The 12,265-nt window shown below is 71.1% G+C and carries 12 protein-coding genes and 1 pseudogene; 2 read left to right on the forward strand and 11 right to left on the reverse strand.

Going from position 1 to position 12,265, the window contains the following annotated elements:
- Nucleotides 1-7 precede the first annotated feature (7 nt).
- Nucleotides 8-922, forward strand: coding sequence for a hypothetical protein (locus ABZW30_RS29795; protein WP_355674299.1), 915 nt, complete (start codon nt 8-10; stop codon nt 920-922).
- A gap of 749 nt (nt 923-1,671) precedes the next feature.
- Here the strand turns inward: ABZW30_RS29795 and ABZW30_RS29800 are convergent.
- Both ABZW30_RS29800 and ABZW30_RS29805 read right to left on the reverse strand, forming a co-directional pair.
- Nucleotides 1,672-2,187, reverse strand: a complete 516-nt coding sequence (locus tag ABZW30_RS29800; protein WP_355674300.1) for a MarR family transcriptional regulator — start codon at nt 2,185-2,187, stop codon at nt 1,672-1,674.
- A 67-nt stretch (nt 2,188-2,254) separates the two neighbouring features.
- Nucleotides 2,255-3,688 (reverse strand): MFS transporter, encoded by a 1,434-nt coding sequence (locus tag ABZW30_RS29805; RefSeq protein ID WP_355674301.1) that lies wholly within the window; start codon nt 3,686-3,688, stop codon nt 2,255-2,257.
- A gap of 305 nt (nt 3,689-3,993) precedes the next feature.
- On the opposite strand from ABZW30_RS29805, the gene ABZW30_RS29810 reads away from it, so the two are divergent.
- Nucleotides 3,994-4,689 (forward strand): hypothetical protein, encoded by a 696-nt coding sequence (locus ABZW30_RS29810; protein WP_355674302.1) that lies wholly within the window; start codon nt 3,994-3,996, stop codon nt 4,687-4,689.
- A 62-nt stretch (nt 4,690-4,751) separates the two neighbouring features.
- Here ABZW30_RS29810 and ABZW30_RS29815 read toward each other — a convergent pair whose 3' ends face one another.
- From ABZW30_RS29815 to ABZW30_RS29855, 9 genes and pseudogenes are all read right to left on the reverse strand, one after another.
- Nucleotides 4,752-6,131, reverse strand: coding sequence for an FAD-binding oxidoreductase (locus ABZW30_RS29815; RefSeq protein ID WP_355674303.1), 1,380 nt, complete (start codon nt 6,129-6,131; stop codon nt 4,752-4,754).
- A gap of 474 nt (nt 6,132-6,605) precedes the next feature.
- Nucleotides 6,606-6,773: pseudogene (locus ABZW30_RS29820) on the reverse strand (helix-turn-helix domain-containing protein); the annotation flags it as partial.
- Between the two features lie 134 nt (nt 6,774-6,907).
- Complete coding sequence (locus ABZW30_RS29825) at nt 6,908-8,299, reverse strand: amidase (protein WP_355674304.1); 1,392 nt, start codon at nt 8,297-8,299, stop codon at nt 6,908-6,910.
- Nucleotides 8,286-8,495 carry a hypothetical protein gene (locus ABZW30_RS29830; protein WP_355674314.1) on the reverse strand — a complete coding sequence of 70 codons (210 nt, stop codon included), beginning with the start codon at nt 8,493-8,495 and terminating at the stop codon, nt 8,286-8,288. Before ABZW30_RS29830 ends, ABZW30_RS29825 begins: the two co-directional genes overlap by 14 nt.
- Before the next feature lie 124 nt (nt 8,496-8,619).
- A complete protein-coding gene (locus tag ABZW30_RS29835) occupies nt 8,620-8,760 on the reverse strand; it encodes a hypothetical protein (RefSeq protein WP_355674305.1) in 141 nt (46 codons plus the stop codon).
- 180 nt (nt 8,761-8,940) lie between these two features.
- Nucleotides 8,941-9,489, reverse strand: a complete 549-nt coding sequence (locus ABZW30_RS29840) for a YceI family protein (RefSeq protein ID WP_355674306.1) — start codon at nt 9,487-9,489, stop codon at nt 8,941-8,943.
- A 304-nt stretch (nt 9,490-9,793) separates the two neighbouring features.
- Nucleotides 9,794-10,234, reverse strand: coding sequence for a hypothetical protein (locus tag ABZW30_RS29845; protein WP_355674307.1), 441 nt, complete (start codon nt 10,232-10,234; stop codon nt 9,794-9,796).
- 262 nt (nt 10,235-10,496) lie between these two features.
- Nucleotides 10,497-11,114 carry an RNA 2',3'-cyclic phosphodiesterase gene (gene thpR / locus ABZW30_RS29850; protein ID WP_355674308.1) on the reverse strand — a complete coding sequence of 206 codons (618 nt, stop codon included), beginning with the start codon at nt 11,112-11,114 and terminating at the stop codon, nt 10,497-10,499.
- 309 nt (nt 11,115-11,423) lie between these two features.
- On the reverse strand, nt 11,424-12,011 hold the full coding sequence (locus ABZW30_RS29855; protein ID WP_355674309.1) for an RNA-guided endonuclease TnpB family protein: 588 nt from the start codon (nt 12,009-12,011) through the stop codon (nt 11,424-11,426).
- Nucleotides 12,012-12,265 lie beyond the last annotated feature (254 nt).

Here is a 12,265-nt window from a genome sequence, read left to right on the forward strand (position 1 = left end):
ACCGACCATGACCGAGCCCACCCCACTCGACACCCTCACCGCCGCCCTCACCGCCGGCTCCTACGAGCACCGCGCCCTCACCGTGGTGCACCGCTGGTACGCCGGCTACGAGACCGACAACCGCAACCTCGACCACCAGGGCGAACTCGCCACCGAGGACTTCGTCCTCCGCCGCCCGCCGCAGGGCCAACTGCCCGACGTCCAGGGCCGTCAGGCCTACCTGGACGGCCTCGCCACCGCCTTCCCGGGCCAGTCCAACGCCCACCACCTGCGCAGCCTCGCCATCCAGCGCACCGGCCCGGACACCGCCCAGGTCACGGTCACCCACGACTTCGAAACCGCCGGACCGAGCATGGACGGCGCCGCCCTGCTGCGCTACGACCTCCAACTCCTCCAGCACCCGGTCGAGCGCCTGCCCAGGATCAGCGCCCTCGCCGAGCAGATCCTGTCCTACCAGGACACGCCGTTCACCGACGCGCTCGCCGAGAACCGGGTCCTCGCCTTCGTCCACTACTGGCTCTCCCTCCTGGAGCAGCCCGCGGACAACCCCGAGGCGCTGCGCGAACTGCTCCACCCCGAGCTGGCCATGACCCTCCCCGACGGTCGGGTCCTGCACACCTTCGACGAGGTCGCCGCCTGGTACGCACAGGCAGGCGAACTGGTCGGCCTCAGCACCCACCACCTGATCGACCCGGTGATCACCCCCGGCGAGGACGGCGACCACCGCATCACCGTCGACTTCGCCTGGGAAGGCATCACCCGCACCGGCCAGCCGATGACCGCCCGCACCCGCCACGCCTGGACCCTCACCGACACCGGCGAGCGCTACCTGCGCCTCAAGCGCTTCCACGTCACCGTCCTGGAACCCTTCACCCCCGTGACCGCCGAAGAAGCCCTCGCCCACCACGACGCCGCGCGCTGAACGAGGCCGGGGGCCACATCCGCCGACACACGCAGGGCTCGCACGGCGATCTCCTGATGAAATGCGACCATCACACGAAATTCGCCGTGCACGCCCTGTCGGAAGCCTGAACCACCCGGGGCACGTGCCGGACACCGAGGGTCTGGCCCCGCCCCCTCGGCGGCCGCGCCGCTAGGCGACAGCGCCATGGGAGTCGAGGACACGGGCGGGACGGGCGACGCACCGCGGAGGCTCTGTCCGCGGTGCGCGCGGGTCCTGGTGCAGGAGATCACCCGGTCCGGGGCGTACGGGGGCACCAATGAGTAGTGGAAGTGCCCCGGCTGCGGGTTCCTGGGGCGTCCTGATCTCGGGGGCCGCCCGATCCTTCACCCGTTCCGGCATCTGACCGGCGAAGACGGGGACTGCTTGTTCTGCGGCGGGGAGGACGGCAACCGGGCGAGCGAGGCCTTCGTCCGGGACGGCTTGGCTATGCGAGTGGATCGTCTGCGCGGCCTGCGGCCGGGAGAACGTACGCCGGATCAAGCGCGTTTCCGCGTAGCGCCAGGCGGCCGGCGTCTCGCGCCGCCAGCGGCCCTGCGCGTAGCCAAGGACAACGACAACGGCCTCACCTCGGCAATCTTCACCCGCAACATCCCACTCGCCCTGGACCTGGCCGAACGCGTCAACGCGGGTATGTGCCACACCAACGGCACCACCCTCGACGACGAACCCCACCGGGGCTGCGGGCGGCCCCGCTGGGGAGCCGGGCCCTACCCTTGCGGCTGCTGGAGCTTGGCCATGATGTGCTCCAGGACGGTCAATTCCTCGGGGGCGAGCGCGAGAAGGGTGCGCGGGGGGCGGGTCAGGATCGATTCGGCCCGCTCGGCGGCGGCGGTGCCGGCGGCGGTAAGACTGACGATCTTGGAGCGGCGGTCGACGGGGTGGACACTGCGCTCCACATAGCCGCGCCGCTCCAGCTCGTCCACGACCAGCGTGGTGTACGGCTTGTCGGTGGAGAGCCGGTCGGTCAGCTCCCGCATGGTCAACGGGCCGGCCAGCAGCCGGCGCAGTGCCTTGACGCGGAAGAAGCTGAGGCCCAGGGCCTGCTCCACCTCGGCGCGGCGGTTCTCCTGCTTCAGCACCAGGAAGGACATCGCGGCCCAGACCCGGGCCGCCTCCGGTGGGACCACCGCGCCGGTGTCCGCGTCATCGTCCGGGCGGGGCTCGATACCGCCGCCCGTGGTGTGTGTGCCCGGCCGGCCGCTGTCTTTCCTACTGTCGTTCATCCGCTGTCGCGCTCCGCTCTGCTGGTCGGTCCGGGTCCGTGTCCGACCGCGGTGCCATGGGTCCGGCCTACCCGGTCCGACGGCCGGTGGTGAGGATACCGAGCGTCAGCACTGCTGCGCCGCAGGCCGTCGCGATCCACCAGCCGACGTGGCTGGCCGACGCGAAGCCGGTGCTCAGCGGGCCGTGCACGGCCGAGGTGGCCAGGGAGCCGATCACCGCGACCCCGAGCGCCTGACCGGTCTGGCGGCTGGTGGTGGCGACGGCGGCGGCGACCCCGGCCTGGGCGGGCGGCAGGCCGGAGACGGCGGTGTTGGTGACCGGCGCGTTCAGCATGCCGAAGCCGAGGCCGAACAGCGCGTAGGAGCTGACGAGTTGCCAGGTGGCGGTGTGCGCGCTCAGGCCGGTCAGCATCAGCATGCCGGCGGCCATGGCGCTCCCGGAGACGACCAGCGGCAGGCGTGCTCCCCGGGCGGCGACCAGACGGCCGGCCAGCGGCGAGACCAGCATGGTCACGCCCGCCATCGGCAGGGTCAGCACGCCGGCGTGCAGCGGTGAGCAGCCGCGTACGTCCTGCAGGTAGAGGGTGTTGAGGAGGAGGAAGCCGCCGAGTGCGGCGAAGCCGCAGATCGCGATGGCGACGGCCCCCGCGAAGGGGGCGCGGGTGAACAGCCGCGGGTCGAGCAGCGGTGCGGCGCGGCGCAGTTCGTAGGGCACCAGGCAGGTCAGCGCCAGCGCGGCGACCGCGAAGCAGCCCAGGGTCTGCACGGAGGCCCAGCCGGCGGCGGGTGCCTCGATGAGACCGTAGGCGAGGCTGCCGAGCAGGACGACGATCAGCAGCTGCCCGACCGGGTCCGGCGGGCATGGGTGTTCGGCACGGGAGTCGGGGACGAACAGTGCGCACAGCACGAGGGCGGCCAGGCCCACCGGGATGTTGGCCCAGAAGATCGCGCGCCATCCGACCGAGTCGACCAGGCCACCTCCGAGCAGCGGCCCGAGCGCCATGCTGACGCCCGCCACGGCGCCCCACACGCCTATCGCGCGGGCCCGCTCGCGGGGCTCGGTGAAGGTGTTGGTGATGATCGACATGGCGACCGGGTTGAGCATCGAACCGCCCACCGCCTGCAGCGCGCGGGCGGCGACCAGCCAGTCCAGGCCCGGCGCGAGCGAGCACAGCAGCGAGCCAAGGGTGAACAGCAGCAGGCCGGTCTGGAATGTGCGGCGCCGCCCGAGGCGGTCGCCGATGGAGCCGGCGAGCAGCAACAGGCTTGCCAGGACGACGGTGTAGGCGGCGACCACCCACTGCAGCCCGGTGACGGTGGCGTGCAGGTCACGCTGGATGGCCGGGAGTGCGGCGTTCACGATCGTGTTGTCCACGCCGACCATGAACAGGCTCAGGCAGCAGATGGCGAGCACTCTCAAGCGCCCGCGGCGGTCCGGTGAGGCCGCAACGGCGCCACGGGCGGCAGGGGAGAGGACGGAAGACCATTTAGTTAAGGACATACAATCATTATAGCCATACAACTAACACTCGGCGCCGGTGGCGTTGCGGACAGCAGGCCGGCCGGGCGAAGCCCCGGCACCTCACCCCGGTCATGGGTCGTCGAGCGGACCAACGCCTGGATCCACGGCCTTCGACACCTACGGATCCGCTGGGACATCAGCGACGACGTCCACGGGGCTTTCCTCGAACCGGCCTGCTGCGTGATCACCTACCGCCGCGTCCGAGCCGTGTGTCAGCTCCTCCTGTTCCGCGAGCGTCCGGCGCAGTACTTCCGCTACGCGCCGCGCACTTCTACCGTTGCGTCATGCAGCGGGTTCTGATCGACCGTTCGAACCCGGACGTGCTCGACCTGGTCCTCGTGGAGCAGGGCGGCTCGCTCCGGTACGCTCTCGCGACCGCGCTCCAGGCCGTGATCGCGGCACCTGTGCTGTTCCTGTACAGCGTTCTCTTCTCCCTCCCCCTCTACATCGTCATGCTGTTCGCCGGCACCGGATGGGGCCCGGTGTGGGCGGCGGCCGGGATCGCCGGTGGGGCGGGCGCGGTCATCGGCTGGGCGCTGCTGGTCCGCCTGATCTTCCGTCACGTGCACCGGCTGCGCTTCACGCCCTCCGCCGAGCCGACCGCTGTCGCCCTCGTCCGGGGCGCCCGGGCAGACCGGCCGATGCCGATCACCGAAGTACGACGGATCCGGATCGACCACTCCACCGAAGAGCCGTACGACGGCGACCCGCGCCCGAGGTCCGTCACCATCACGGTGACCGTACTGCTGGAGCACGGCAAACTCCCCCAGCAGTCCCTGCCCCAGGACACCGACACCACCGCACTCCACCGCGAGCTGTACGAGGCCCTCTCCCCCGGCGTCGCGGTGGACCTGCACGTCCACCACCACCAGCGCCCCGAACCGCCGCCCCCGCCCCCGGTCTCGAACCGGCCGGGGAACAGCGGTTGGTGGAGCGCGATCGGGCACGGCGGTTCGACCGGCGGCGGGGGCGGCGGCTGAGCCTCATGGGTCAAGGCTCCGTGGGGAGGCATGGCCCGGGCTGCCCGCCTCTCCCCTGCCCGTCAGGGCCGGATGTTGTGGTTGACGTGGAAGAAGTTGTCCGGATCGTATGCCCGTTTGATCTCGGTCAGGCGGGTGTAGTTGTCGCGGTAGTCGTCCGTGACCCGTTCCTGATCGTCGTCGGCCACGAAGTTGACATAGCCGCCCGCCGAGGAGTGCGGGGCGATCGCCTGGTAGTAGTCCTTCACCCAGGCCGTGTTGGCCACGTTCTCGGCCGGATCCGGCCACATCCCGGCGATCACGGTCGCGAACGTGGCGTCGCGGTAGGAGAACGCGGTCTCCTCCGGGGCGATCCGGTGGCAGGCACCGTTGATCGGGTAGATGTGGCAGGCGCTGACCGACGGCACCTTCGGCCCGTGCACGATGTGGGCGGCAATCGCCTCGTCGGTGAGCCGGGCGGCGAAGGCCGACTTCCAATAGTGCTGCAGGCCGGGCGGCAGCAGCTGGTCGAACATGGTCTGCAGCACCGGGTACGGCAGCGGCCCGACCGACTCGAAGGCCACCGGGGCGGCTTCCCGGAACGGCCGGACGGCCCGCTCGCCCTCCGCCATCGGCCCGGACCAGCAGACCACCACCGCAATCAGGGGGTCGCCGTGCCGTTCCTCCGGGATGAACGGCAGCGGCGGGGCGAGGTGGAAGGCGGGGAAGGCGCCCAGCTGCTCCGGTGCGACGGCGATGTACTCGCGGTAGTGCCGCAGCACGGACTCCGCGTGCTCCAGCTCGAAGAACATCAGGCCGCCGAGCACCTCCGAGACCGGGCTGAGCCGGAACTCGAAGGAGGTGACCACCCCGAAGTTCCCGGTGCCGCCGCGGAGCGCCCAGAACAGGTCGGGGTGCTCGTGCTCGGTCGCCATCAGGAAGCGGCCGTCCGCCGTCACCACGTCCGCCGAGAGGAGGTTGTCGCAGGTCAGGCCCAGGTGGCGAGCCAGGTGGCCGAAGCCGCCGCCGAGGGTGAGCCCGCCCACGCCGGTGGACGAGACGACCCCACCGGTCACCCCGAGTCCGAAGGCACCCGTCGCCGCGTCCAGATCGGCCAGTGTTGCGCCGCCTTCGACCCGTGCCGTCCGCCGTACCGGGTCCACCCGCACCCCGCGCATCGCCGACAGATCGGCCACCACGGCGTCGTCCCACGTCCCGTAGCCCGGCACGCTGTGGCCGCCGCCGCGTACCGCCAGGTCGATCCCGTTCTCCCGGGCGAACCCGACGGCGGCGAGTACGTCCCCGGCGTTCACGCAGCGCACGACCGCCATCGGCTTCCTGTCGATCATGGCGTTGTACACGCGGCGCGCCTCGTCGTACCCGGCGTCACCCGGGGTGATCACCGAACCGTGCACCCGACCGTGCACCCGGCTCGTCAATTCTTCAACCGACTGCTTGCCCATGACGCTCTCTCCAGCCCTGCGGAAGCCGTACGGATAGCCCGGCCGCCGGAGCACGCCACGGCCGACGGTCGGGCCGGCCCTCCTCCACGCTACGCCCGGCCCCGTGGCACTGCTCACCGCCAGGACGCGGCCGCACCCGGGGCAGGAGTCCGGGTCGCCGGCTCTCGCGACACGCTCCGGCACGACGTCAGTCCGGCGGTGCGGCACGGTTCGCCGATCCCGACGACCGGTTCCTCGAAATCCGCGGAACGAGTCGTCCGATGCTCCTCTCACCGGGATCTGATGATCCGTCGAACCGGTCCCGGTCCGCACTGACGGAAAGGAACCGCGCACAGCGGAGCTCGACGCGGGTGGGCGGGGGCGCGGCAGAGTCCGAACCGGGCGGTGGACGGACGGAGATCCGCAACCTTGTCACCGACAGCACGGTCCACTACCTGGCGCAGGTCGGCGCACTCAGGAGTTGATAGACGATCACTCCCGCAGGTCGCCCCAGCGACGGTAGATCGTCGACGGGGTGACTCCCGCGCGCTGGGCGATCAGCGGTACCGTCAGGGCCTCGCGCCATTCCTCCGCCAGGAGTTCACGGACGGCGGTGTACACCGATGCCTGGACCCGCGCGCTGCGCCCGCCGGGGCGCACCATCTGCTTGCGGCTCACCACATCTCGCGGCTCACCACATCACCTTAAAGCAGAATCGTTGCGTTTAGGGGGCCCGCCGTGGAGCCGGACGGCGTGTGGGCCGGGCCGACGGGTCCGGCCCGGCCCACGCGCCGCTGTCAGGCCACCTGGGCGAGCATTCGGGCGGGCTGCGTCTGCTCGTGGGCGTGACCGACCCGCAGGAGCGTGCGCTCGCCGAGGGGCCGGCCGAGCAGCTGCATCCCGATCGGCATGCCCGCCGAGTCGTGGCCGACCGGGATGGACAGGGCGGGTACCCCGGTGATGTTGGCGGGAGCGGACAGGCGCACGAGAGCGTCCGAGACGCCTTCGACCGTGCCGTCGGGCCAGGTGACCGTTGCCTGGTCGGCCGCTGCCGCCGTGATCGGGACCGTCGGAGCGGCGATCACGTCGACCGTCTCCAGGATGCGCGCCCATTCCTGACGCATCAGGGTCCGGGAGCGCTGGGCGCGCAGATAGTCCCCGGCGGTCATCAGCTCGCCGGCCTCCAGGAGGATTCGGACGTCCGCTTGATACAGCTCGGGCACCGTCCGCAGGGTGCGCTCGTGGTAGGCGGTGGCCTCCGGCACCATCAGTCCCCACTGGGTGGGCTGGATGTAGCGGGTCATCGGGATGTCGATCTCGACGAGCCGCGCGCCGAGGTCTTCCAGCTGCCCGATGGCGCGGCGGACGGCGGCCTCCACCTGCGCGTCGAGGTGGTCGAAGTAGTAGGTGCGCGGCACGCCGATGCGCAGCCCCGTCAGGTCCGTGCCCGCGCCCGGCCGGTAGTCCACGGCGGGTGCGGCCAGTGATGCGGGGTCGCGCGGGTCGTGCCCGGCCAGTGCAGTCAGGACCAGGGCCGCGTCCTCGACGGTGCGGGTGATCGGGCCGACGTGGTCCAGCGACCAGGACAGGGACGTGACGCCGTGTCGGGGGACGAGACCGTAGGTCGGCTTGAGCCCGACGACCCCGTTGAGCGCTGCGGGCACCCGGATCGATCCGCCGGTGTCGGTGCCCAGCGAGAAGGTCGCCGTGCCCGCGGCGACTGCGACGGCGGACCCGCCGCTCGAACCGCCGGCGATCCGGCCGCGGTCCCAGGCGTTCTTGGTCTGCGGGGTGGTCAGGCCGTAGGCGAACTCGTGGGTGTGCGTCTTGCCGAGCAGGATCGCACCGGCCGCCGTCAGGCGCGCGGCGACCGCGCTGTCGGCCTGCGCGCGGTGATCGGCGCGCACGCGGGAGCTGGCCGTGGTGGCCCAGCCGGCGACGTCGATCAGGTCCTTGAGTCCCATCGGGACGCCGTGCAGGGGCCCCCGGTACCGACCGTGCACCGCATCGTGCTCGGCCGCGCGCGCCGCCCGGCGCGCCTGCTCCGCGGCGACTGCGACGTAGGCGTCGAGGAGCGGCTCCACCTGCTCGATGCGGCCGAGGACCGAGTCCACCAGCTCGACGGGGGACAGCTGCCGGGACCGGATCGCATCCGCAGCGGCGACGAGGGAGAGCTCATACGGCTGCATCGTGCGTCTCCCCTTCCGCGCGGTAGGCGATGGCGGGCGGAGTGTCCCCGAAGTCCAGCTCCCGCAGGATCGAGACGACGGCGTGGATGTGGTCGGCGGTGGCCGCGACCGCGGCATGACGGTCGGCGGGCAGCGCGAGCCCGGCGCGGGCAGCCCAGCGGACCGCCTCCGGTGGCGTGAGTTCGACGGCAGTCAGGGACGTTGACATCGACGTCCTTCCCGATCGGGGTGGGAGCGGCGGAGTACGCCCACACCAAAAGCTAATGGTTTGCTTTAGTCGAGTGTAGGTTTCATGGCGCCTTAAAGCAAACTCATTGCGTTTACGGCGGCAGGCAGCCGGCAAGCATGCGCACGGACGCCCGCACCCGCTCCACCGGGCCGGCCACCACGCCCGCCTCCCGGAGCAGCACCGGCGGGGAATGCGACGCGGCGGCGTCGCACCGCAGGGTCCGGTCCGGCATCGCCGGCGACCCACCGCGAGGACGCCGCCCAGAAGGCACCAGGCACGGCGCGCCCGTGCCGGGCCTGCTGCGGCACAACCGGTGGGCATGCGGGCTTCCCGCCAACGGCTGCCCGTCGCCGTACAGACCCTCACCAGACCGATCCCGACCAACCGCGGGCCCGGCTCCAGGATCGGCCCGTCAGCGGCGGGTGAAGCGGGTGACGAGGGTGACGGTGGTGAGGCCCTTGATCATTCCAGCCCTGTTCCAGCCCATGCCGAAGTCGTTACGGTCGATGACGATCTCGCCACTGAGGGTCACACCCTCCGGGCCGACGGCAGTGGCGCGGGCGGTGAAGGTGAGCGGGCGGGTCGTACCGAGCACAGTGAGGCGGCCAGTGACCTTGGCGATTCCGGCGCCGTCGGCGACGACGCCAGTGGCGGCGAAGGTGAACGTCGGATACCTCTCGACATCGAAGAAGTCCGCAGAGCGCAGGTGGGCGTCGAGCTTGGCCTGCTTGCTGAGGATCGACGCGGCCTCGATGGTCAGCGTGCCGTGCGCGGAACCGTCGGGGCCGATCTCGCCTTCGCCGCTGAGCTCGGTGAAGGCGGCCCTGATCGTGGCCAGCCCCCACATCGACTTGTGCTTGATCTCCACTGATGACTTGGCCGCGTCCAGGACCCAGGGGCCGGCGCTCAGGTCGGACAGTCTGGTGGAGGGCTGGGCGGGGTTGGTGATGTGGCTCGTCATGGCGATCGTCTTTCACGGTGGGGCGGGGAGTGAACTTTCGTACGTAGCTATTAATAACACAGGTACTTACTTTTTTGCAGCCGCGACAGATGGCGGAGACGCCGACCACCGCCAGGGTGGTCGGCGCCTTCCGCTTCGGCGAGACACCGGGGCATGATGCTCGACCAGCCCGGCATGATCCGGCCCGTCTCCGGCACCTGGTTCGAGACCGGCCTCGACTGGGCCAGCATCCGGGCCAAGGCAACGGGCGCCGGGGCAGCCGGGCCGGACGCGTCGGCCTGGCCGCGGTCGAGGGCCACAGCGTTCAGGGCGCGGGGCGCAGGTCGTCCTGGTCCTTGAGGACAGTCACCTGCTCGCCGTGGGCGACGTACGAGACCACTCCGGTCCACCGGCCGTCGGCGCCCCGCCGCCACTCGGTGAGGAGGCCGCGCAGCCACTGCGCGTCCACCCGGACCAGGCAGGGCTTGGTGGTACTGGTCGGCCGGTAGGCGGGGAAGCAGGGAATGCACGCGCCGCGCCCCTGCGCCATGGCGTCGGCCAGCGCAACGCGGCTGGGCTCGTGCACCTGCCTGCCGAAGCGGGCGGCGCGGGCCTGCCCGTCGGCGAGCGCCTCGCACGCCACCGAGCGGTGGAACACCGAGCCGCCCCGGGTGATCCAGACGGACGCGGTCAGACCCCGGGGAACCGGTTTGCAGTGACCGCACTGCCCGACTATCAGCCCGTGATCACAGCGCTCGTCAGCCATGACCGCATGGTGCCTCCGACCCGGCGGAAGTTCAATGACGTTCCGTCAGATCGCCATCGCCCAGGCTCTCCTCGGCGATACGGCCTCCGACTCCTCCCGCACGGCCGGCGGCACCCTCTGCCGGCACGCCGTCACCCCCGCCCGCGGCGAGGACAGGCAACTCGGCCACGTACGCCGCACGACCGCCCACCTCGCCCAGCGCCGCCCACGCCTACCCGACACCCCCAAGCCCGGCGACGGCGAGGAGGCGTCCGCCGGTCGGTTACGGCTCGGCGGGAGCGCTGTCGTCCCTGGCCCGGACCGCGGCGCCGAATCGCCAGGCCTCGATGTCGCGGTAACGGATCGGCCCAGGGCCACGGCCGATGTTGCTGCCGACCAGGTGGAGGCGTTCGGCCTGCCACGGTCGGCCCACGAAGCCGGTGAGCCCGGCCGCGGCCTGCGGCACGCTGGCGGGATCGTCGCGGCGGGACCGCGCCAGAGTCAGATGGGGGCGCAGCGGGCGGTCGCTGAACTCGATCCCGCAGGACCTGGCCAGGTCCCGGACGTCGGCGGCGAGCAGGTGCAGTCCCTTCAGGTCCCCGTCGATCCCGGTCCACAGCAGTCGCTCGTCGAAGTGGCCGCCACCACGCAGGCCCAGGCGCAGGGTGGGGTGCGATGACGCCAGGCCGGCCAGCACCGTCCGCAGCGACGGCACGGCTGTGGAGGGAAGTTCGCCGAGGAAGGCCAGGGTGATGTGCCAGTCCTCGATCCGGTTCCACCGCAGCCGCGGGTACATGGCGTAAGCGGGCTGCAGGACCTCGGCCAACTCGTCCTTGGCGTCGTCGGGTGGGGCCAGCGCCACGAAAACACGCAGGGTCGAGGTCTCAGGGTGATCGTCCACGAGGGATTTCTAGCACCCCAGCGCCGGCCGCCAACCAGTGCCTGTGCTGCCCGACCCCCGCCGAACCGCCCGCCACCGGTCCCCGGTGAACGAAGGGCCGGCCGGTCCACAGCCGGCCACAGCCGCTACCGCCCGGACCGAACCGCCCCGAGGCCCGCGCGCGGCGATCACCGCGGACAACCACGCACCAGGCTGCGGCCCCCGCCACCGGACCCGTCGGCCCCGGCGTCGCCGTAGCCCCTCAGCCGTAGGACGTCCCCACCGTCCTTCCACGGCCTCCGGCCCCTCCCACGCAGCCGACCGCATCCTCTACCGGTAGCCGAGATCGATGCCGATCTCGGCCGGTACCTCGGGCAGGTGCTCGGGCTCGACATCCACGACGAAGGAGGCGTGGTACCGGCCCGCCGGGTCGAGCACGATCGTCACCGACGACGGATCCGCCGGAAGCACGCGGGACCGTTTCACCCGCACGTCACCGACCTTCGCCAGATTCAACTTGCCGTTGCTGCGGATACGGAACCCGTTGCGGGTGAACCGCAGCGACTGCCGGTTATCCCTCTTCGACTTGAACCGAGGAAGACCGACCGAACGCCCTGCGCGCTTACCGGACACCGAGTCGAAGAAGTTCCGGTACGCGGTGTCCACATCCCGCAAGGACTGGATCAGCGGGTCCACACCGACAGACGAAAGCCACGCCCGCTCGGCCGTCCTCTTCGCCGCCGTGATCACCAACTTCTGGAGATCGGCACTCTTCGGGTACGGCAAGCCTCCTTTCCGGGCATCCTTCCGCACCGCAAGAGCATCGTTCCACACCACCCGCGCACACCCGAACGTCCTGGCCAGCACAGCTCGCTGACCCACCGTCGGGTAGATGCGATACGAGTACCTCAGCTGCACACGATCAACCTAACAAAGGCCACTGACACTGATACTCGTAGCCGGGTCCCCGGTGGTCGTGGCTCCGCCACTGACTGACAGCGCCTACGTTCAGAACGCCGGATCTCACTCCACCACTTCATGGCTCCGAGACAAGGAACCGATTCCTCCCGGGGCTGAAGGACTCCGTTGGGAAAATCGCAAAGCGACACCCGAGTGGCCGGCAGGCTGACATGATCGCCTTGTCTGTCAGTGGAAGGGGGCTGGGTGTCGCT

The organism is Kitasatospora sp. NPDC004669, from assembly GCF_040609455.1.
In the GTDB taxonomy this organism is placed as follows: domain Bacteria; phylum Actinomycetota; class Actinomycetes; order Streptomycetales; family Streptomycetaceae; genus Kitasatospora.

Bases quoted from the DNA above. Each gene is read 5' to 3' on its own strand.
- ABZW30_RS29815 (WP_355674303.1), bottom strand. From the start codon at position 6,131: ATGGGCAAGCAGTCGGTTGAAGAATTGACGAGCCGGGTGCACGGTCGG.
- ABZW30_RS29825 (WP_355674304.1), bottom strand. From the start codon at position 8,299: ATGCAGCCGTATGAGCTCTCCCTCGTCGCCGCTGCGGATGCGATCCGG.
- ABZW30_RS29800 (WP_355674300.1), bottom strand. From the start codon at position 2,187: ATGAACGACAGTAGGAAAGACAGCGGCCGGCCGGGCACACACACCACG.
- ABZW30_RS29795 (WP_355674299.1), top strand. From the start codon at position 8: ATGACCGAGCCCACCCCACTCGACACCCTCACCGCCGCCCTCACCGCC.
- ABZW30_RS29840 (WP_355674306.1), bottom strand. From the start codon at position 9,489: ATGACGAGCCACATCACCAACCCCGCCCAGCCCTCCACCAGACTGTCC.
- ABZW30_RS29845 (WP_355674307.1), bottom strand. From the start codon at position 10,234: ATGGCTGACGAGCGCTGTGATCACGGGCTGATAGTCGGGCAGTGCGGT.
- ABZW30_RS29805 (WP_355674301.1), bottom strand. From the start codon at position 3,688: ATGTCCTTAACTAAATGGTCTTCCGTCCTCTCCCCTGCCGCCCGTGGC.
- ABZW30_RS29810 (WP_355674302.1), top strand. From the start codon at position 3,994: ATGCAGCGGGTTCTGATCGACCGTTCGAACCCGGACGTGCTCGACCTG.
- ABZW30_RS29835 (WP_355674305.1), bottom strand. From the start codon at position 8,760: ATGCCGGACCGGACCCTGCGGTGCGACGCCGCCGCGTCGCATTCCCCG.